Origin of the sequence: Bacillus yapensis, from assembly GCF_005280205.1 — a bacterium.
Lineage (GTDB): Bacteria > Bacillota > Bacilli > Bacillales > Cytobacillaceae > Robertmurraya > Robertmurraya yapensis.
This window is the reverse complement of sequence record NZ_SUND01000019.1, coordinates 76,924-98,645: the sequence shown is the minus strand read 5'-3', so window position 1 is coordinate 98,645 and position 21,722 is coordinate 76,924. Positions and strand designations below refer to the sequence as shown.

19 protein-coding genes, 1 pseudogene and 1 other annotated feature are annotated in these 21,722 nt (G+C 38.2%); of the genes and pseudogenes, 17 read left to right on the top strand and 3 right to left on the bottom strand.

Going from position 1 to position 21,722, the window contains the following annotated elements; genetic code table 11:
- Positions 1-39: 39 nt before the first annotated feature.
- From FAR12_RS19590 to FAR12_RS19575, 4 genes and pseudogenes are all read left to right on the top strand, one after another.
- On the top strand, positions 40-258 hold the full coding sequence (locus FAR12_RS19590; protein WP_126410468.1) for a hypothetical protein: 219 nt from the start codon (positions 40-42) through the stop codon (positions 256-258).
- A 121-nt stretch (positions 259-379) separates the two neighbouring features.
- Entirely contained in the window at positions 380-1,285 is a 906-nt protein-coding gene (locus FAR12_RS19585; RefSeq protein WP_126410467.1) for an aminoglycoside phosphotransferase family protein, read from the top strand.
- Positions 1,286-1,515: 230 nt separating this feature from the next.
- Positions 1,516-1,990 (top strand): annotated as a pseudogene (locus tag FAR12_RS19580) (DUF1648 domain-containing protein).
- Positions 1,991-2,114: 124 nt separating this feature from the next.
- Positions 2,115-3,053, top strand: a complete 939-nt coding sequence (locus FAR12_RS19575; protein ID WP_126410466.1) for a prenyltransferase/squalene oxidase repeat-containing protein — start codon at positions 2,115-2,117, stop codon at positions 3,051-3,053.
- A gap of 87 nt (positions 3,054-3,140) precedes the next feature.
- Here the strand turns inward: FAR12_RS19575 and FAR12_RS19570 are convergent, their stop codons facing one another.
- Complete coding sequence (locus FAR12_RS19570; protein WP_126410465.1) at positions 3,141-4,229, bottom strand: citrate synthase/methylcitrate synthase; 1,089 nt, start codon at positions 4,227-4,229, stop codon at positions 3,141-3,143.
- 109 nt (positions 4,230-4,338) lie between these two features.
- On the opposite strand from FAR12_RS19570, the gene FAR12_RS19565 reads away from it, so the two are divergent.
- Complete coding sequence (locus FAR12_RS19565; RefSeq protein WP_126410464.1) at positions 4,339-5,217, top strand: LysR family transcriptional regulator; 879 nt, start codon at positions 4,339-4,341, stop codon at positions 5,215-5,217.
- A 33-nt stretch (positions 5,218-5,250) separates the two neighbouring features.
- Here FAR12_RS19565 and sspI read toward each other — a convergent pair whose 3' ends face one another.
- Positions 5,251-5,457, bottom strand: a complete 207-nt coding sequence (sspI, locus tag FAR12_RS19560; RefSeq protein ID WP_126410463.1) for a small acid-soluble spore protein SspI — start codon at positions 5,455-5,457, stop codon at positions 5,251-5,253.
- A gap of 155 nt (positions 5,458-5,612) precedes the next feature.
- Here sspI and FAR12_RS19555 point away from each other — a divergent pair, with 155 nt between their 5' ends.
- The 3 genes from FAR12_RS19555 to pheT all read left to right on the top strand — a co-directional run bounded on the left by FAR12_RS19555 (position 5,613) and on the right by pheT (position 10,223).
- Complete coding sequence (locus tag FAR12_RS19555) at positions 5,613-6,362, top strand: TrmH family RNA methyltransferase (protein WP_126410462.1); 750 nt, start codon at positions 5,613-5,615, stop codon at positions 6,360-6,362.
- Between the two features lie 52 nt (positions 6,363-6,414).
- Positions 6,415-6,663, top strand: a binding site (T-box leader).
- Positions 6,664-6,756: 93 nt separating this feature from the next.
- Complete coding sequence (pheS, locus tag FAR12_RS19550; RefSeq protein WP_126410461.1) at positions 6,757-7,794, top strand: phenylalanine--tRNA ligase subunit alpha; 1,038 nt, start codon at positions 6,757-6,759, stop codon at positions 7,792-7,794.
- A gap of 14 nt (positions 7,795-7,808) precedes the next feature.
- On the top strand, positions 7,809-10,223 hold the full coding sequence (gene pheT, locus FAR12_RS19545; RefSeq protein ID WP_126410460.1) for a phenylalanine--tRNA ligase subunit beta: 2,415 nt from the start codon (positions 7,809-7,811) through the stop codon (positions 10,221-10,223).
- Between the two features lie 353 nt (positions 10,224-10,576).
- On the opposite strand, the gene rnhC is transcribed toward pheT, so the two are convergent.
- The gene (gene rnhC / locus FAR12_RS19540; RefSeq protein WP_126410459.1) at positions 10,577-11,509 is read right to left on the bottom strand and encodes a ribonuclease HIII; all 933 of its coding nucleotides are present in this window, start codon (positions 11,507-11,509) and stop codon (positions 10,577-10,579) included.
- Between the two features lie 133 nt (positions 11,510-11,642).
- Here rnhC and zapA point away from each other — a divergent pair, with 133 nt between their 5' ends.
- From zapA to FAR12_RS19495, 9 genes are all read left to right on the top strand, one after another.
- Positions 11,643-11,903 (top strand): cell division protein ZapA, encoded by a 261-nt coding sequence (zapA, locus tag FAR12_RS19535; RefSeq protein ID WP_126410458.1) that lies wholly within the window; start codon positions 11,643-11,645, stop codon positions 11,901-11,903.
- 7 nt (positions 11,904-11,910) lie between these two features.
- Positions 11,911-12,450 carry a CvpA family protein gene (locus FAR12_RS19530; protein ID WP_126410457.1) on the top strand — a complete coding sequence of 180 codons (540 nt, stop codon included), beginning with the start codon at positions 11,911-11,913 and terminating at the stop codon, positions 12,448-12,450.
- Between the two features lie 199 nt (positions 12,451-12,649).
- Positions 12,650-14,362: a DNA polymerase/3'-5' exonuclease PolX gene (polX, locus tag FAR12_RS19525; protein WP_126410456.1), complete on the top strand. Its 1,713-nt coding sequence runs from the start codon at positions 12,650-12,652 to the stop codon at positions 14,360-14,362.
- A 46-nt stretch (positions 14,363-14,408) separates the two neighbouring features.
- The gene (locus FAR12_RS19520; RefSeq protein ID WP_126410455.1) at positions 14,409-16,766 is read left to right on the top strand and encodes an endonuclease MutS2; all 2,358 of its coding nucleotides are present in this window, start codon (positions 14,409-14,411) and stop codon (positions 16,764-16,766) included.
- A 16-nt stretch (positions 16,767-16,782) separates the two neighbouring features.
- Positions 16,783-17,187, top strand: coding sequence for a DUF350 domain-containing protein (locus FAR12_RS19515; RefSeq protein ID WP_126410454.1), 405 nt, complete (start codon positions 16,783-16,785; stop codon positions 17,185-17,187).
- A gap of 307 nt (positions 17,188-17,494) precedes the next feature.
- Positions 17,495-19,195 carry a long-chain-fatty-acid--CoA ligase gene (locus tag FAR12_RS19510; protein ID WP_126410453.1) on the top strand — a complete coding sequence of 567 codons (1,701 nt, stop codon included), beginning with the start codon at positions 17,495-17,497 and terminating at the stop codon, positions 19,193-19,195.
- 216 nt (positions 19,196-19,411) lie between these two features.
- Positions 19,412-19,996, top strand: a complete 585-nt coding sequence (gene fadR, locus FAR12_RS19505; RefSeq protein WP_126410452.1) for a fatty acid metabolism transcriptional regulator FadR — start codon at positions 19,412-19,414, stop codon at positions 19,994-19,996.
- Positions 19,997-20,011: 15 nt separating this feature from the next.
- Entirely contained in the window at positions 20,012-20,785 is a 774-nt protein-coding gene (locus tag FAR12_RS19500; RefSeq protein ID WP_126410451.1) for an enoyl-CoA hydratase, read from the top strand.
- A gap of 161 nt (positions 20,786-20,946) precedes the next feature.
- The gene (locus tag FAR12_RS19495; protein WP_126410450.1) at positions 20,947-21,720 is read left to right on the top strand and encodes an electron transfer flavoprotein subunit beta/FixA family protein; all 774 of its coding nucleotides are present in this window, start codon (positions 20,947-20,949) and stop codon (positions 21,718-21,720) included.
- The last annotated feature ends 2 nt before the right edge of the window (positions 21,721-21,722 follow it).

Sequence of the window (21,722 nt, the reverse complement as noted above, 5' to 3'; positions counted from 1 at the left end):
CGTGGACTCATAACTATCAGGATAAAAGAGGTGAGTAATATGAAAAATGATTATGGTTTAACTTTGAGAATTTGTGCTGTAGTTTTCATTATTATTTTAGGAATCACAAGCCCATTGTGGTCAAAAGCTGTATTAAATATTGATCTAGAAAGCAAGTCATTTACGGAATTAGTAGTCATCTTTACTTCTATGGCTATTGTTATTTTCTTCATTGTAGGAAGACCGATTCATCAGATTACAAATGTATTAAAGAAATAACGTGTGAGAATTGTACTTAATCAAACGTGTTCCTATAGTCCAAGAAGGTAACGTAGTTTTTATAGAAGAACACAAGTTCGAGATGATTGACTGATTTCAAAGTCATAAAGGAGGTGAGGGTGTGATTACAACACTAATAAAACAGATTCCTTTAATAAGTAACTTCAAAGAAGTTATTGAAATCAATAAAGGGTTTTCCTCAGATGAAAAATTTCTAATACATATGCAAGATGGTAATACTAAGCTACTACTTCGGATGTTTAATTTAGAAGAAATGGAATTAAAGAAGACAGAATTCGCCATTATGGGAAGGATGCAGGAATATCATGTTACTTGTTCACAGCCGATTTCAATTGGTGAGATAGGAAATCGTGGGTACATGATCACATCATACATAGAGGGTAAGGATGCTGAGGATGAAATCTCAAAATACTCAGCCCAAGAACAATATAATATTGGCATTGAGGCGGGAAAAGAACTAAGAAAAATGCATCAAATGTCTGCTCCAGCCCATATATCTTCGTGGTATTCAAGGAAAGTTGAAAAGCATAAGAATTATATAGATGCTTACTTAGCATGTGAGGTAAAGGTGAAGAATGACGATAAGATAATAGATTTCATTGATGAGAATATTCAATACATGAAATCGCGTCCGAACCTTTTTCAACATGATGATTTTTGCCTTGGAAACATTATTGTGAATGATAAAAAATTTGCTGGAGTTATAGACTTTAATAGGTATGATTGGGGAGATCCAATTCATGAATTTTTAAAGATAGGAATTTTTAGCCGAGCAGTAAGCATTCCTTTTTCAATAGGACAAATTAGAGGCTATTTTAATAATAGAGAACCTGATGAAGATTTTTGGAGGTTGTATTCACTTTACCTAGCAATGTGCGTTTTTTCTACAGTTGTATGGACTCTAAAAACAGTTCCAAACAACATAGATGAGATGTTAGAAAAAGTCTACATGTATTTAGAAGATCATGATTACTTCAGTAGATTAAAACCTAAGTGGTATCAATAGAAGGTACATATGTGAGTGATTGTACTTAAAGGTAGCGAAAGTCCATGAAGGATTATCGCTTATTTTTGTTGAAGTTATTAAACTAATGAAACGGGTCAGCTGTTATAGTTATCAATCATATTTGGAAAACGGTATTTGATGATGTAAGCAAAACCGAAAACTATATTTTGACGAGCTTTTAGTAAGGAGGTGATTGGATGTCAAATTCTTTGAAAAGACCTAAAATTAAGATGTTGAAAACGAAGAGTGAGTGGGTCTGGGATATTATAGGGTATTCAATCTATTTAGGCTCGTTACTCTTTTTAATCTACAATTGGAGCGCGCTTCCTGATGAAGTTCCAGCTCATTATAACGCTTTGGGTGAGGTTGATCGTTGGGGTTCGAAAATGGAACTTTCTTATATTGCCGATGATAGGCGCATTTTTGGCTCTTTTAATGCAATTGTTTGAAAAATTCCCTGAATCACATAATTACCCACAGCGGTTCAATAAAGAGAATGCTAAAGAGTTCTACTTGTTAAGCCGAAAACTAGTGAATCAATTAAAAAATATTTGTTTAATTATCTTTTCTTTCATTATTTTTGAAACAGTTTCGATTGCCTTAGATTGGGGAAACGGGTTTGGAGGATGGTTTCTACCGATCGCATTATTAAGTGCGTTCATCCCGATTGTATTAGGAATAATTAAGCAAAAAAAGATTCAATAAATACTATATTAGCGCAATAACATTTTCGTATACTTCGATAGACTTCATGTAAGGATAAACAAACATTTATATCGAATAGGTGAATATTCGAGAATTAAAAAATTTATGGAGGCAATTTTTAAAAATGAAAATATCAAAAGAGGTATTCGAAAAGTCAAGTTTGTGGCTCAAACGGAATGCTCGTCCACTAGAGGTAGCAAGATGGGAATATCATTTCGAAGGAGGTTCAAAAGAAAAAGTCATTGAATATTTATCTGCTTTTCAAAACGAGGATGGGGGCTTTGGCCATGGAATTGAACCAGATTTTTGGTCGCCATATTCATCACCGATGGCTACATGGGCAGCAGGACAAATTTTAATGGAAATACATGCAGACAAAGAGGACGAAGTAGTTAAGTCCATGATTTCATATCTGGTCAATACTAATCAACCTGAAACAGGCATGTGGCCATCCTCGTTACCTGAAAATAATCAATTTCCACATGCACCATGGTGGCATTGGACAGAGGCTGTGCAGGAAAATTGGATGTTTAATCCTGGTGCAGAGCTAGCTGGATTTCTTGTGCATTGGTCTACAGAAAATAGCGAAGCTTCTAAAATAGGGTGGGCGTCTATAGAAAATGCCATCAATCGACTAATGAATGTATCTGAAATGGATAAACATGAACTAAACAATTATCAACAGTTGCTTAAAGTAATGACTTTACATGAATCTGCGTTTAATAGTAAAGTACCATTTTCGTTGATGGATATTTCAAATAAAATTGCAGAACTCATCAAGCTCTGTGTTGAGAGGGATGTGTCTGTGTGGTCCACTGGTTACAAACCACTACCATTGGATTTTATTAAAAATCCGAACCATTCTCTTTCTAGAGAATTTGGTGATTTAATGGAACAGAACTTGAACTTTTATGTTGAGAGTTTATCTGAAGAGGGAACTTGGGATATTTCATGGGATTGGGGAAGCTATCCAGAAGAATTTGCAATTGCACGAAGACAATGGAAAGGTATCCTTACTGTAGATAGATATAAAATACTTAAAGCATTTGGGCTTTTACAATAATTCATATGTTCATTAATGTGAAGCTTTAATAATAAGAAAACTCTTAGATACATAGTCATATCTAAGAGTTTTTCAATGAGGAGAACTTTAATGAATCTCTCCGATATAGTTAGATTCTGGTCGATAAATGGTATTTCCATCTGCCTGTTCCAGTACATGCGCAGTCCATCCAATGATACGGCTAGCTGTAAATGTCGGTGTAAAAAGTTCAGGATTCAAATTCAATGCTTTCATAATCGCAGCCGCGTAAAATTCTACATTTGTGTAAAGGGAGCGACCTGATTTAAATTCTTCTAACAAGGTAATGGCGATGTTCTCTACATTCATCGCTAAATCCAACCAATCATCTTGGCCCCCTAACTCTTTTAACTTAGCCTTTAGAGCAATAGCACGTGGGTCGTGAGTCTTATAAACTCGGTGACCAAATCCCATTAATTTTTCTCCTCTGTCCAGCTTTTCTCTAATGACTTTTTCAGCATTATTAGCAAGAGAAATTTCATCTAATAATTCGATGACTCCTGATGGAGCACCACCGTGAAGTGGGCCTTTCATGGTTCCGATTGCCGAAGTAACAGCTGAAACGATGTCAGATTCAGTTGATGCTGTCACACGGGCTGAAAAGGTTGAGGCATTCATGCCGTGTTCTAATGTTAAGATCAGATAAGTTTCCAAGGCTTGCGCATGTGCAAACTGGGGGACTTCTCCTGTTAGCATATATAAATAATTCTCTACATGAGATAGATCAGATCGAGGAGAAACATCTGCCACGCCTTCTAATGTTCTTTTGCGAAATGCAATGATGGTGGGGATTATGGCGGTCAATTTTATAGCTTGAGAGATCGTCGGTGGAAAATGATATTCCCCGTATCCACTTTCAGCTGAAATCGCAGTTCGGAGCACACTCATTAAATCCATCGAACTTGGTAATAAGGTAATAATCGTTTTCATTTCTTCCGATAAAACTCGATTTTTTCTAAGCTCTTCCTTCAACCACAAAAGTTCTTCCTTATTCGGCATATGCCCGTACCAAAGTAAATAAGCAACTTCTTCAAAAGTATAATTCCCTGCAATTTCCTTTGCATCATAACCACGATAAATGAGATGCCCATTTTCCCCATCAATATGAGAGATTCTTGTTTCAGCAGCAACAATTCCTTTTAGTCCTTTATGCTCCATAATAAATTTCCCCTTTCCCTCTTTTATATTATTTTATAAAATAATCATTATTAAGAAAATTAAATAATTTCAAACGAAATGATTAAGATATTTAATAAGGAGGGGACAAATGGATTTTCAATGGTTAAATACGTTCGTCATGGCGGCTCAATGTGAAAATTTTCGCAGAGCAGCAGAACTACTCTACATTTCTCAGCCGTCGGTAACCGTTCATATAAAACTGTTAGAACAAAGTTTAGGAGTGCAATTGTTTCAGCGAGAAGGGAAAAAGATTAAGCTAACGGAAGCGGGACGGAGATACTATGATCATGCAGAAAAATTACTAGAGTTATATAGGACTGGATTAGAAGATTTGAACTCTTTTAGTCAAGGATATAGTACAAAACTTTCACTTGGGATTTCTCCCTTAATAGCAGACACAATTTTACCATTCGTTATTAAAAGCTATACGGATAAACATCCTGAAGTGGAAATCTCCATTAAGGTGCTTGACTCCATTGATATTGAGGAAGCTGTACTAAAAGAGGATGTAGATTTAGGGCTTTCATGCCTAAATAGTCAGCATTCAAAATTAGCCTCTGAACTATTATATAAAGATCGGATTTTGTTTATTGCTCCTCATGATGGGAGGGATGCTGAAATGGCACCTCCATTAGACGAGGAAGAGCTTTTTTCTCATTATTATTTATTCACTCATAACCACCCTGGTTATTGGGACGAATTGTGTACGACGATTAAAAACAAATATCCAAAAATAAAAATGATGAAGGTATCACAGACTCATATCACAAAAAGATTCATTGTTGAGGGATTAGGAGTATCGTTTTTGCCAGAATCCACAGTAAGGAGAGAATTGTTGGAAGGAAGATTGTTAGAGGTACATGACCACTCTTTCAACTTACCAGAGGCCAATACATATGCCATCATGAAGTACAAGCACTCTCAACAAAAGGAATTTCTCGAATTTCTCTCAAATTATCGAATATAAGTAAAATCGGTGGGAAAATTCCCACCGATAATATTATTTCAATCCCGTTTCTAGGGTTTCAAGCATTTCTTTTCGTTCTTCCTCGGAGGCATTGTTCCAAATGATTTCAAAAAGAACTCCAAGGCCAGGAAGCATTTTTTCTTCACCGTTTTGAATCGCGTCAACGATTGTATCTCTTAATTCATCCTGTGAATTTCCTGAAACATTGTGAATGATTGCATTACGCAAATTTAAGTTCATATGTACACACTCCCTCATTTTAATGTACTTCTTTAGTTATGGTTTCTTCTTTTACAAAGAATATGTATGATAATGGCAAGAACCTTTGAAGATTCACATATGTGCGCTATAATGAGGAAACTGAACAGTCTAAGGTAAAAGGAGATACAATCGCTTTGAAATATATTCAATCCGCTCAAAATCCACAATTTAAACAGTGGAAAAAACTTTTAACAAAAAAGGAACGAGATAAGACAGGAACCTTTTTAGTAGAAGGATTTCATCTTGTAGAAGAGGCGCTCAAAGCTAATGTGATACTTGAAATCATTATTAGCGAAGGAATCGAAATTCCACAACGAATGGATTACGGTTCAACTTCGATTACGACGGTATCTGCAGATATCTTTCGTGAACTAAGCGATACAGAAACACCTCAAGGCGTTCTGGCGGTTTGTGAGGCGCCAAAAAAAGATGCACAACCTGAGGGAAAACAATTTTTACTCATTGATGCAGTCCAAGATCCAGGAAACCTAGGAACGATGATCCGTACAGCCGATGCGGCTGGTATCGATGCTGTTATTGTCGGAAATGGAAGTGTCGATACTTATAATCCGAAGGTAATCCGCTCTGCTCAGGGAAGTCATTTTCATCTTCCAGTAGTGAGAGGAAACCTAACGGAATGGATAGAGAAGTTAAAGGACCGGAATATTGAGGTTTTTGGAACTTCTTTAGAAAATGGACATATATATACGGAAACGAAAGCAGCAGGCTCTTTTGCTTTACTTGTTGGAAATGAAGGAAACGGTGTGAATACGAATTTACTAGCAATGACTTCACGGAATTTGTATATTCCGATCTATGGGAAAAGTGAGTCGTTAAATGTGGCTGTTGCAGCAGGGATTCTTTTATATTATTTGAAAGGTTGAATCCTTAGCTTGTATGTACTATAATTAACAGCGATATTATTTTTACATATAATAAAAAACATTGACGGAGAAAAGTATCTTACCAGATCTATTTAGGGAGAAAATGCCTTAGACTGAAAGCATTTTTATAGAAAAAGTAAGTGAAGTTCACCTCCAGAGTTGGCATCGGGACCGGAGAAAATTCAGTATGAATTTTCGATGTAAAGATGCATCGGTTTAAAAAACCGTTATCCGAATGAAGTGAGCCATATTTATATGGCTAATTAGGGTGGTACCGCGAATGATAAACCTCGTCCCTTTCCATAGGGGATAGAGGTTTTTTTGTATTGTTTGGGAAACGCTCATCTTTATTTGCGAAACTTAATTACCTAATGAATATAAAGGAGGATTTACGATGCAAGAAAGACTAAAAGAGCTTCAACAGGAAGCTTTAGAAGCAATTCAAAAAGCAACAGACTTAAAAGCATTAAATGAAATTCGTGTTTCTTACTTAGGAAAGAAAGGCCCGATTACTGAAGTATTAAAAGGAATGGGTAAGCTTTCAGCAGAAGAACGTCCAAAAATGGGTGCTCTTGCGAATGAAGTAAGAGATATCATCTCAGCGAACATTGAAGAAAAGCAACAAGGATTAGAGGCAGCGGCAGTAGAAGCACAGCTTGCTTCAGAAACAATTGATGTGACGCTTCCTGGAAGACCTATTCAAACAGGAAATCATCATCCATTAACTCGTATTGTGGAAGAAATTGAAGACTTGTTTATCGGGATGGGCTATACAGTTGCAGAAGGTCCAGAAGTTGAACAAGACTATTACAACTTTGAAGCATTGAACCTACCAAAGAGTCACCCGGCTCGTGATGCGCAAGATTCTTTCTATATTACAGACGAGGTATTGCTTCGTACACAAACATCACCAGTTCAAGCAAGAACTATGGAGAAGCATGATGGAAAAGGTCCAGTAAAGATTATTTGCCCTGGTAAAGTTTACAGACGTGATAGTGACGACGCTACTCACTCTCACCAATTCATGCAAATTGAAGGTCTAGTCGTAGCTGAAAACATTCGCATGAGTGACTTAAAAGGTACGCTTGAATTATTTGCGAAGAAATTATTTGGCGAAGACAGAGAAATCCGTTTGCGTCCAAGCTTTTTCCCATTCACTGAGCCTTCCGTAGAGGTTGACGTTTCATGCTTTAAGTGTGGCGGACACGGATGTAATATCTGTAAGCAAACAGGCTGGATTGAAGTATTAGGTTCAGGAATGGTTCATCCGAATGTTCTTGAGATGTCTGGCTTTGATTCGAAGAAATACTCTGGATTTGCATTTGGTATGGGTGTTGAACGTATTGCGATGTTGAAATACGGAATTGATGATATCCGCCATTTCTATACAAATGATGTTCGTTTCTTAAAGCAATTTCAGGTGAAGGAATAAAGGAGGATATAGACATGTTCGTTTCTTATAAATGGCTACAAGAATATGTAGATTTATCAGGCATTACACCTGATGAACTAGCAGAAAAAATTACACGCAGCGGAATTGAAGTTGAAGGTGTAGAAGTGTTGAATGAAGGACTTAAAGGTGTCGTTATAGGCCATGTCCTTGAACGTGAACAACATCCGAATGCTGATAAATTAAATAAATGTTTAGTTGATATTGGGGAAGAGAACCCAGTTCAAATTATTTGTGGTGCTCCAAATGTTGATAAGGGGCAGAAGGTTGCAGTTGCTACAGTAGGAGCAGTTCTTCCTGGAAACTTCAAAATCAAGAAAGCAAAGCTTCGTGGAGAAGAATCAAACGGAATGATCTGTTCCCTTTCTGAATTAGGCATTGAAGGGAAATTGATCGCGAAAGAATTCTCCGAAGGAATTTTTGTTTTTCCGAATGACGTAACAGTTGGAGAAGATGCGCTTGAAAAATTACAGCGTGATGATCAAATTCTAGAGCTTGGTTTAACAGCAAATCGTGGAGACTGTCTAAGCATGCTGGGAGTAGCTTATGAAGTAGGAGCTATTTTAAACAGAGAAGTGAAGCTTCCTAATCCAGCGGTAAGGACAATTTCTGAAAAGGCTACAGATTATGTTCAAATCAAGGTAGAAGCTAAGGAAGATAATCCATTATACGTTGCGAAAGTAATCAAAAACGTTACTGTTGCTCCATCTCCATTATGGATGCAAGGAAGATTAATGGCAGCTGGCATTCGTCCGCACAACAATGTTGTCGACATTACCAACTATATTCTTCTTGAGTATGGTCAACCACTTCATGCATTCGATTACGATCGTCTTGGTTCAAAAGAAATCTTAGTGCGTCGTGCGAAAGATGGGGAGAAAATTGTTACCCTTGATGATGCTGAAAGAACGTTAACAGCAGACCACCTTGTCATCACTAACGGTAGTGAACCAGTTGCTCTTGCTGGGGTAATGGGTGGAGCTAATTCAGAAGTGAAGGCAGATACAACAACAGTATTACTTGAATCAGCTTATTTCGCTGGTCCAACAGTTAGAAAAGCATCAAAGGATCATGGTTTAAGAAGTGAAGCAAGCTCTCGCTTCGAAAAGGGCGTAGACCCAAATCGTGTTCGTGCAGCAGCAGAAAGAGCAGTTGAGCTGTTAGCACTATACGCTGGTGGAGAGGTACTAGATGGTGAAGCAGTAGTTGATACACTTAATGTAGAACCAGTTGTTATCTCTATCACTTTAGAAAAAATTAATCGAGTTCTTGGAACAGATATTTCTATTGAAGAGGTTGCAGGCATTTTTACACGCCTTCAATTTGAAACAACTGTCGATAATGAAACGATCACAGTAACAGTGCCAACTCGCCGTGGTGATATCACAATTGAAGAGGATTTAATTGAAGAAGTGGCTCGTTTGTACGGCTATGATAATATTCCATCAACATTGCCAATGGGTTCTTCAACACCAGGTTATTTAACAACTTATCAACAAAAAAGACGTACGGTTCGTCATTATTTAGAGGGAGCAGGACTGTACCAAGCTGTTACTTATTCCTTAACAAGTGAAGCGAAAGCAACTCAATATGCGCTTGAAACACGTGAGCCAATTAAGCTTGCTATGCCAATGAGTGAAGATCGTAGTCAGCTTCGTTTAAGTATCATTCCTCAGTTGTTGGAGGTTGTAAAATATAATGTTGCTCGTCAAAATGACAGTGTGGCAGTATATGAAACAGGTCCTGTTTTCTTATCAAATGGAACAGATGCCCTTCCGGATGAGCGCGAGCACTTAGCTGGTGCGATTACTGGTTTACGTGAGCAGCATCAATGGCAGGGAGAAAAGAAGGAAGTAGACTTCTTTGTCCTAAAAGGAATTTTAGAAGGCTTATTTGCGAAGCTAGGACTTGAGCAAAAGGTTGAATATCTCCAAGCAGTTGTAGAGGGCATGCACCCAGGAAGAACAGCTGAATTATTTTTAGCAGGACAAAAAATCGGGTTCATTGGTCAAGTACATCCTACGGTTCAAAAAGAGCTTGATTTGAAAGAAACGTATGTATTTGAATTAAGCCTAGAAACTGTATTTGCAGAGGAAGTTGCACCATTACAATATGAATCCATCCCTCGTTTCCCATCAATCACAAGAGATATCGCGCTTGTTGTTGAAAAGGAAAAAGTAGCGGGTGAAATAGAAAGCATTATCGTTGAAGCTGGTGGAAAGCTATTGAAGGATGTTCATGTGTTTGACCTATACGAAGGTGAGCATATGGAGCCAGGTAAAAAATCAATTGCCTTCTCACTAAAATATTTCGATCCAGAAAAAACACTAACAGATGAAGAAGTAACAAAGGTTCACGAAAAAGTATTAACGGCAGTGAAGGAAAAATCTGGAGCTGTTTTAAGAGGCTAGGCTAAATAAAACGAGTATAGCGTGGATGCTATACTCGTTTTTTCTTCATTCCTAAATCACTATTAGTCATTTTTACTTTTTGGCTCTGTTATTGTTGATTTTTTGATATTCGATAGGTGTACCCACTTAACCGGAAAAATTCCGTTTATTTTGAAAGATTAACGCTTATTAGGTGAAATAGGCGAAGATTTTCCGTTAAAGGGCCTAAAAAGCCTTAAAATCTTGAAAAATGTAAAGCTTAACCGGAAAAATCCCGCTTATTTATAGAGAAATAGATTGAATTTCTTGATTTAGCCGGGATTTTTCCGCCTATTTTTCAATCTTATAAATTCCAAACCGACCTTTAACAGAGCCTATTTTTTAAGCAAATTTAATGCCTTTTGGGTATTGGCAAAGTGTAGCTTCACAAACTGAGGCAACACGGCCTGTCCCTTTGCTTTTATTAGTCGAGCTGCTGCCTTGTCGACTCCGGGACCTGCGCCTTTAGGAATCGTAAAACCAGCCTGTTTAGATAGATTTTCAAAATGCTGAACAAAAGCATATCGTGCTAAGATGGAAGCGGCTGCCACAGCAAGATGAAGTCCCTCTGCCTTCGTGCTAAAATAAACATTCTCTGTATGGATCACCTTTTGTCCCTTTAGGTGTTGATAGTATATATCCTTTTTGGCGAATTCATCAATGAGAATTCCTTCGGGCTTTTCTGGTGCCATTTTCGATAAGACGTGTCCAATGGCTTGGTTATGGAGCAATGCTTTCATTTTTCCTTGAGACATTCCTTTTTGCTGCAGTTGGTTGTATTTTTCATTATGTAAGGTTAGCAAACTATGAGGAACAATATCCTTGATTTGCTTGGCGATTTCGATGATTTTATCATCCTTCAAATTTTTCGAATCCTTTACGCCTAGTTCTTTTAATAGCGGGATTTGCTTTTTATCCACATAAGCTGCAACCACCGTGATTGGACCAAAATAATCACCGGTGCCCACCTCATCCGAGCCAATGACCGACCAGGTTTCGAAGTTTGGAGGCAAAACAGTGGACGACTTAGGTGTAGGAGCAGCTTTCGTGGATGCTTTCTGCTCAGATTTCCCCCATTTTTCTGCTTCGCTTGCACTCCCGCTTCCTTGAAAAAGAACCTTCCCAGACTTATAAGCCGTGATGGTACAGTTGGCTGTCTTGGCACTAAATACGCTCCCGGGAGGAAATTTATCTGCAAATTGTGTTTCATAGTGGTGCTTCAATTTTTCTATATCAGGCATGCTTAATTTTAAAACAACTTGACTCATTTTACACAACTCCTTTTTATAAAAGTACAGGAATTCCCATAAATCGCTTTCTTTAGACATACTTAGACTTTTCACTAATAATAGGTTCATGTTATCATAGTGAATAGGATTCAATGAATGGGGGGCATTTCGCTTGTCAGATGCACAGAAATCACGCACAACTGTTGATATTTTTGGACAGCAATACATAATCGTTGGGACGGAAAATCCGCACCATGTTAAACTAGTAGCTTCAATGGTTGATGAGAAAATGCGTGAAATAAGCTCCAAGAATCCCTCTCTCGATTCAAGTAAATTAGCCGTTTTAACAGCTGTGAATGCAGTCAATGATTATATTAAAATGAAAGATCAGCTTGAGCGACTCGAACGAGAATTAATAAGAGAAAAGGACTGAAAAAGTCATGCTAAGTCTCGCGATTTTAATTATATTAATAATTGGTTTTTTAATAGGTTTAAAAAGAGGGTTTATTCTTCAGTTTATCCACCTAATTGGATTTATTGTCGCCTTTATTGTGGCTTATGTATACTATGCTGATTTAGCCCCTAAGCTTACCCTATGGATTCCATATCCAAGCTTCAGCCATTCAGCGTTCCAATTGCTGTTAGATAATGGCCATTTAGAAACGGCCTATTACAATGCGATTGCGTTTGTAGGGATCTTTTTAGTGACTAAAATAGCCATGCAAATCATTGGCAGTATGCTAGACTTTGTCGCAAACCTTCCGATTTTAAAAACGGTGAATGTTTGGGCAGGTGGGCTATTAGGTTTCATGGAAGTATATCTTGTTCTATTTATTATGTTATACATAGCAGCTCTTTTACCAATCGGTTCCATACAGGATGCGCTCGGAGATTCAATGCTAGCGAATATCATGGTTGAGCATACTCCTTATTTTTCGAGCCAGATTAAGGAGTTATGGATAGATCATATAGGTTCATAACCTTTAGATTTGAAGTAACTGATAGCTAATAATTTATCTAGACTCTGAAACTTCTCTGTGATAGAGAAGTTTTTTTTCGAAGAAGTCACAATTCAAAACCTTTTTCAATGTAGTACGTATAGAGAATAAGGTAACAATAATTGTATCGGATTGAATGGGGCTTGTAAAACGATCGTGAATGGGAAGAGGTGTATTTGGGATGGTAGATAAAAAGGATGTTATTCGTTTACTTGAAACGATTGCTACATATTTAGAATTAAAAGGGGAAAATCCCTTCAAGGTATCAGCATTTCGGAAAGCAGCGGCAGCTCTTGAAGTCGATGAACGTTCATTAACGCAAATAGCTGATTTTACTCAGCTTCAAGGAGTTGGAAAGGGAACGGCAGCTGTCATCGAGGAGTTTATCCAAACGGGACAATCAAGTGTTTTAAAAGAACTCCAAGAAGAAGTGCCAACTGGATTAATTCTTCTTCTCCAAATCCCTGGATTAGGTGGGAAAAAGATTGCGAAGCTTCATAAGGACCTTGGGATTGAAAGTGTCGATGATTTAAAAAAGGCGTGTCTCGAAGGAAAAGTAAGTGCTCTTGCTGGGTTTGGGAAGAAAACAGAAGAGAAGCTTCTAGCTTCCATTGAGAGTGTCGGAAATCAACCTGACCGTCTTCCGCTTGCATATATGCTTCCAATTGCTAGCCAAATTGAAGAGAGCTTAAGCGGAATGGACTTTGTTCAACAATTCTCGAGAGCTGGCAGTATCCGTAGAGTACGAGAAACGGTAAAGGATTTAGATTTTATCATCGCGACAACCGAACCGCTAAAAGTAAAGGAACAGCTACTAGGACTTGAAAAAATTAAAGAAGTGATTGCAGCTGGAGATACAAAGGTTTCGGTCATTCTTGAATATAGTTATGATGTATCTGTGGATTTTCGTCTCGTAAAGCCAAAAGAGTTTGCAACGACCCTTCACCATTTTACCGGCTCAAAGGATCATAATGTGAAAATGAGACAGCTGGCAAAAGAACGTGGCGAAAAGATTAGTGAGTATGGTGTTGAGAATGTGGAGACAGGTGAAATTCTGACCTTCACCTCTGAACAGGAGTTTTATCAGCATTTTGGACTGCCTCTTTTCCCGCCAGAGATGCGTGAAGACGGCAGTGAGGTTGAAAATTATTCGCTTGAACAAGAGATCATTTCCCTTGAACATATCCAAGGGGATTTGCATATGCATTCCACATGGAGTGATGGAGCTCATACGATTGAGCAGATGGTAGAGGCATGTCGGAAGCTAGGCTACAAGTATATGGCGATTACCGACCACTCCCAATTTTTAAAAGTAGCCAATGGTTTAACCGTAGAACGATTAAGAAAACAACGGGAAGAAATAAGACTATTAAATGAAAAATATGATGATATTACAATTCTAGCTGGCGTAGAAATGGACATTCTTCCAGATGGTTCGTTAGACTATGAGGATGACTTCTTAGAGGAAATGGATCTAGTGATTGCATCCATTCATTCAGGATTCTCCCAACCGAGAGAAAAAATAATGGAACGTCTAACAAATGCCTTGAAGAATAAGCATGTTGATATTATTGCTCATCCAACAGGAAGAAAAATTGGCATACGCGAAGGCTACGATGTTGATATCGATTTATTAATTGAGCTTGCGAAAGAAACAAATACAGCGCTTGAATTGAATTCCAATCCGAATCGCTTGGATTTAAATGCAGAGAATATCCGAAAGGCCGCAGAAGCTGGCGTAAAGATTGTCATTAACACGGATGCCCATAGAATGGAGACACTCCCTCAAATGGAAATCGGTGTGTCACAAGGGAAAAAAGGCTGGGTTAAGCGTTCAAGCGTTTTAAATGCATCAGGCTTAGACGAATTACTCAGCTTCTTGCAAAAAAAATAATTGGTGTGCACAAATTTGTGCGTTAGAGAAAAGGAGGTTCCTCTCCATGCAACAAAGAGTTCTAAAGGTATTAGAATTTGACAAAATCAAGGAGCAGGTGCTCGAGCACGCTTCATCTTCATTGGGAAGCACATTAGTTCAAGAGCTTATGCCTTCCACAAACCTTGAGGAAGTTGTAAAAAGACAGGAAGAAACAGATGAAGCTTCGAATATTTTACGATTAAAAGGAAATGTTCCACTAGGTGGGATTTTTGATATTCGCCAACATATCAAACGGGCAGAAATTGGCGGTATGCTGAGTCCACACGAACTTATGCAAATCTCAAGTACGATTCATGCGAGCCGCATGATTAGAAAATTTGTGGAAGATTTGATTGAAGAAGAGATTCAGCTCCCACATCTATCAGAATTGACAAATAAAATCGTCGTTTTAGCGGAATTAGAAGAAGCCATCCGAAATGCGGTTGATGATAATGGGGCAGTACTTGATAGTGCGAGTGAAGTATTACGTTCGCTCCGAAATCAATTGCGTGCAAAAGAAGGAAGAGTAAGAGAACGTCTTGAAAGTATGATTCGCTCTTCCAATGCACAAAAAATGCTATCAGATGCTATTGTGACGATTCGTAATGACCGATTCGTTATTCCGGTTAAGCAAGAATACAGAGGGCATTATGGTGGAATTATTCACGATCAAAGCTCCTCAGGACAAACATTGTTTATTGAACCACAATCGATTGTTCAGTTAAACAACGAACTTCAGGAAATCCGGGTAAAAGAACAGCAGGAAATTGAGCGAATTCTAATTGAATTGTCGGGTCTAGTGGCTGGATATACGAATGAACTAAGAACGATCGTTTATGTGCTCGCACAGGTAGATTTTATGTTTGCCAAGGCTCGTTATGGTAAGAAGATTAAAGCATCTAAACCAAAGATGAATGATGAAGGAAGAATTTCGCTAGTAAAAGCAAGGCATCCATTAATTCCAACGAATGTTGTCGTGGCGAATGATATTTATCTTGGTAAAGACTTTTCAACGATTGTCATTACTGGACCAAATACAGGTGGTAAAACAGTGACATTAAAAACGGTTGGACTTTGTACGTTAATGGCTCAAGCCGGCCTACAAATTCCTGCGTTAGATGGGTCAGAAATGGCGGTATTTGGCTCTGTTTTTGCTGATATTGGGGATGAACAATCGATTGAGCAAAGCTTAAGTACATTCTCTTCTCATATGGTCAACATCGTGGACATCTTAAATGAAGTAGACTTCCAGAGCTTAGTCCTGTTCGACGAGTTAGGTGCAGGGACGGATCCACAAGAAGGGGCTGCCCTTGCAATTTCGATTTTAGATGAGGTTTATAAAACAGGGGCACGTGTCATTGCTACTACCCACTATCCTGAACTAAAAGCGTATGGATATAACCGAGAAGGGGTTATCAATGCGAGTGTCGAATTTGATGTTGAGACGCTTAGCCCAACCTATAAGCTTTTAATTGGAGTTCCGGGACGAAGCAACGCCTTTGAAATCTCCAAACGATTAGGGTTAAAGGAAAGCGTCATCGAAACAGCAAGGTCTCATGTGAGTGCCGATACGAATCAAGTCGAAAGCATGATTGCTGCGTTAGAAGAAAATAGACGTCAAGCAGAAAGAGAACGCGAAGAAGCGCATAGCTTAATGCGAGACGCTGAAAAGCTCCATGCGGACCTTCAGAAACAAATGGCTGAGTATTATAATCGCAAGGAAACCTTAGATGAAAAAGCGAAGGAAAAGGCTCAGCAGATTGTCGAAAAGGCTAAAGCAGAAGCTGAAGAAATCATTCGTGATTTAAGAAAAATGCAATTTGAGAAACATGCAGAAGTTAAAGAACATGAATTGATTGAAGCAAAACGACGTTTAGAAGAAGCTGTGCCAAAAACGAAGCAATCGAAAAAAGCAGCTGCGACAGCAAATAAGAAGCATAACTTCAAACCTGGAGATGAGGTTAAAGTATTAAGCTTTGGTCAAAACGGTCAATTGATTAAGCGATCTTCTGAAACGGAGTGGCATGTTCAAATTGGTATTTTAAAAATGAAGGTTGAAGAAAAGGACCTACAGTTTATTAAAAGTGAAAAAGTAAAAGAGACAAAACCTCTCGCTACAATTAAAGGCAAAGATTTTCACGTGAATCTTGAACTCGACCTAAGAGGTGAGCGGTTTGAAGACGCTTTGGTGAGGGTAGAAAAGTACATTGATGATGCCTTACTCGCTGGTTATCCTCGGGTCTCGATTATTCATGGAAAAGGAACCGGCGCCTTGAGACAAGGTGTTCAGGAATATTTACGTAATCATCGCTCTGTCAAAAAAATCCGCTTCGGTGATGCTGGCGAAGGTGGAACTGGTGTCACAGTAGTAGAATTTAAATAATGGGGAGAGTTTAAACATGAGTTTTTGGGAGAATGCTTTTGTCCAGACAGCTGGATATTTCAGTATTGTGATTCTATGTTTAGTCGTCTTTTTAGCGGTTTTTGAGCTGGTAACGAAGTATCGGAACTGGGAACAGATTAAAAATGGCAATATCTCGGTAGCTATGGCTACGGGAGGGAAAATCTTTGGAATCGTGAACGTATTCCGTCATTCTATCTCTCAACATGATAGTTTGTTTACGATGATTGGTTGGGGAGTATTTGGATTTTTCTTATTGTTATTGGGCTACTTTATTTTTGAATTTTTTACACCAAAGTTCAAAATTGATGTAGAGATTGAGAACGATAATCGGGCAGTAGGTTTCATTTCGATGATGATATCCATAAGTTTATCTTACGTAATCGGTGCTAGCATTGCATAAGGAGCGAGTACAAGTTGGAGAAATTAGCTAAAATCTTATTTGTTGTATGTGCCATCTTCTTTGTTGTTGGCGTGATTTACTTACTATAGGGTAACCGTTTCTAAGTATATTTTTACTTGCTAATCAGGAATTATTATAGAGTTAAAAGTGCCAAACCTTACGTTGTATAGTGCAGGGTTTGGCACTTTTTTTGAGATTAGACATTTCCCCTAGGACAAATGTGAATTGTCACAATATGTATACTATATTATAATTGAGAAAGAACAATTCGAATGTTCTAAATTTTAAAAGAAAAGGGGGCCCGAATATGTCAGAGCTGAAGCCTTGGCTCAAGCACTATCCAGAAGAAATTCCACACACCTTGTCCTACACCGATGAACCCGTCCAAAACTATTTGAAAAATACAGCTGAAGAATTCCCCAGCAAGATTGCTATTCATTTTATGGGTAAGGAAATAAGCTATAAGGAAGTTTACGAACAGTCGCTCAAGTTTGCAGCATATCTACAGGATTTGGGGATAGAAAAAGGGGATCGAGTAGCGATTATGCTGCCGAACTGTCCGCAAGCTGTCATTAGTTATTATGGAATATTGTTTGCAGGTGGAATAGTCGTTCAAACCAATCCACTGTATGTAGAACGAGAACTTCAATATCAAATGCAAGACTCGGGAACAAAGATCATTGTGTCTCTAGATATTCTTTATCCACGCATTATGAAGGTGATGCCACAAACGGATTTAGAACACGTTATTGTAACCGCTATCAAAAACTATCTTCCATTCCCGAAAAATTTAATCTATCCATTTATCCAGAAAAAGCAATATGGTTTTTCAGTTGAGGTTAAACATGAAGGGAATCAACATCTTTTTACTGAAATACTAAAACAACCGGAAAAGACATTGAAAGAGCTTGAATTTGATTTTGAAGAAGACCTAGCATTACTCCAATATACCGGAGGAACAACTGGTTTTCCGAAAGGTGTCATGCTAACTCATAAAAATCTTGTTTCTAATGCAGCGATGTGTGAGGCTTGGCTGTATAAGTGTAAAAAAGGGGAAGAAGTGGTCCTCGGATTCCTGCCATTTTTCCATGTGTATGGAATGACAACCGTCCTAATCCTTTCAGTCATGCAAGGAAACAAAATGGTTCTTCTTCCGAAGTTTGATATGGAGACTGCTCTTAAAACCATTCAAAAGCAACGCCCGACATTGTTTCCTGGGGCACCAACAATGTATATTGGCTTGTTAAATCATCCTGACTTACACAAATATGATCTCTCTTCCATTGATTCTTGTATTTCTGGCTCCGCTCCATTACCAGTGGAGGTTCAACAGAAATTTGAAGAGGTGACTGGAGGAAAGTTAGTAGAGGGTTATGGATTAACCGAGTCTTCACCTGTTACCCATGCAAACTTTCTATGGGATCGTCCACGTGTGAAAGGCAGTATTGGAGTACCTTGGCCAGACACAGATGCGGGGATATTTTCCTTAGAAACCGGCGAACGTTTACCAGCAGGTGAAATGGGAGAAATATGTGTGAATGGACCTCAAGTGATGAAGGGCTATTGGAATCGTCCTGAAGAAACTGCTCAAACCCTCCGAGATGGTTGGCTTTTAACAGGAGATTTAGGGTATATGGATGAAGATGGATATTTCTATGTTGTGGACCGGAAAAAGGATATGATCATTGCGGGTGGTTATAATATTTATCCTCGTGAAATAGAAGAAGTGTTATATGAGCATCCAGATATTGTCGAAGTGGTGGTTGCTGGTGTACCTGATCCGTATCGGGGAGAAACGGTCAAAGCATATGTTGTTTTAAAAGAAGGAGCAACTGTAACAGAGAAAGAGCTGAATGAATTTGCTCGTAAATCACTCGCAGCTTATAAAGCTCCAAGAATATATGAGTTTAGAAAAGAATTGCCAAAGACAGCTGTTGGAAAAATTTTAAGAAGAACTTTGGTGGATGAAGAAAAGAAAAAACTAGAACAAGAAGAGAAAAAAGCTTAAATCCAATTATTTTTTTTGAACTGTAAGGCTTGTACACAAATTTTTTCAGAAGGATTCATATTTTCTTGACATTCAATTAATTGGCTACTATCATAAAATTATGAATGACCATTCATTCATAATTTTATTTTTTATTTCTGGAATTATTTTAGTAAAATGGAATAGTACGTTTAACATAGATGTTTGCTTAGAGGTTTTTTGGAAGGAGTAAGTTGATTGAAAAAAGACAGACCAAAGTATATGCAAATTATTGATGCGGCCGTGATTGTGATTGCTGAAAATGGCTACCACCAAGCACAGGTATCAAAAATAGCCAAACAGGCAGGAGTTGCAGACGGAACCATTTATTTATATTTCAAGAATAAAGAGGATATTCTCATCTCTCTTTTTCAAGAAAAAATGGGTAATTTTGTAGAAAAAATTGAAGAAAAGATAGCAGGAAAACAAGTTGCGGCAGAGAAGTTATTAAAGATGGTCGAAACCCACTTTAAAATCCTTTCAGAAGATCCACAACTAGCTATCGTGACTCAATTAGAATTAAGACAATCCAATAAGGAACTTCGTTTAAGAATTAATAATGTACTTAAAGGGTACTTAAAGGTGATTGACCAAATTTTAATCGAGGGTATGGAAAGTGGAGAATTTGCTAGTGATTTAAATGTTCGACTAGCTCGACAAATGATTTTCGGTACGATGGATGAAACAGCGACAACTTGGGTCATGAGTGATTTAAAATATGACTTACAGGCATTAGCAGCTCCGGTTCATAAATTGCTCTTACATGGATGTAGCACGAAATAAAAAGGAGGAATTTAAGTGGAATACTTAAATTGGTCTTACGAAGATAGAATTGCAACGATTACCATTAATCGCCCACCAGCAAATGCTTTATCTTCAGGCTTAATCAAGGAACTTACGGGTGTTCTTGATGAAATTGAGCCGAACAACGAAATACGCGTTGTTCTCATTCATGGAGAAGGGAGATTCTTCTCAGCTGGAGCCGATATTAAAGAATTCACAGAGGTTCAGACAGGCGATGCTTTTGCAAATTTAGGTCGGAACGGTCAAGACTTATTTGAGCGAATTGAAAATTTTCCGAAGCCTGTTATCGCAGCTATTCACGGAGCTGCACTAGGTGGCGGATTAGAGCTTGCAATGGCATGCCACTTTAGACTTGTAACTGAAAAGGCGAAGCTAGGATTGCCTGAATTACAGCTAGGGCTTATTCCAGGATTTGCAGGTACCCAGAGACTACCACGTTATGTGGGTGTTGCAAGAGCGGCAGAAATGTTATTTACCAGTGACCCCATTTTAGGTACTGAAGCCGTACAGTATGGACTTGCTAATCATGCTTATCCAGAAGAAGAATTATTGGATAATGCCTATGCAATGGCGAAAAAGATTGCGAAGAAGAGCCCTGCTGCTCTCAAGGCTGCTATTGAGCTATTAAACTATGGAAAAACAAGAGAGTTTCATAGTGGCGTAGAAAAAGAAGCCCAACTATTTGGTGAGGTTTTTGCCTCTAAGGATGCAAAGGAAGGGATCTCAGCTTTTATTGAAAAAAGAGAACCGCAATTTAAAGGGAGATAATCCCTTTAAATTTTCCGAAAATTGATAGCGTTAACATTCATTTGAGTTTAGGAGCTTGTATCTAGCAAGTCTCTTTAACATATTTTCGGGTTCTGCATTGCATTTGTAATGAGTACCCTTAGCAAAAGATTGATTTTGAAAAATATTAGGAGGGAAAAAACATGAACATCTTTGTATTAATGAAAAGAACATTTGATACGGAAGAGAAGATCTCAATTTCTGGCGGAAAGATTAACGAGGATGGTGCAGAGTTCATCATCAATCCTTACGATGAATATGCAATTGAAGAGGCGATACAAGTTCGCGATGCCCAAGGTGGAGAAGTTACCGTTATTACAGTAGGAAGCGAAGAAGCAGAAAAGCAACTTCGTACAGCACTTGCAATGGGAGCAGATAAGGCAGTCTTAATCAATACAGAAGATGACCTTGAATATAGTGACCAATTTACAACTGCAAAAATTTTAGCTGAATATTTAAAGGATAAAGACGCTGATTTAATTATTGGAGGAAACGTAGCTATCGACGGTGGTTCTGGTCAAGTTGGTCCACGTGTTGCTGAGCTATTGAATATTCCATATGTAACGACCATTACGAATCTAGAAATCAATGGTTCAACAGTAACTGTTGTTCGTGATGTTGAAGGTGACTCTGAAGTAATTGAAACTAGCTTGCCTTTACTTGTTACAGCTCAACAAGGTTTGAATGAACCACGCTATCCATCTTTACCAGGAATCATGAAGGCGAAAAAGAAACCGCTTGATGAATTAGAGCTAGACGATCTAGATCTAGAAGAAGATGACGTGGAAGCCAAAACAAAAACAATTGAAATTTACCTACCAGCTCAAAAACAAGCAGGAAAAGTGCTTGAAGGAGAGTTAGCTGATCAAGTAAAAGAATTAGTAAGCCTGCTTCACAATGAAGCAAAAGTAGTTTAAGA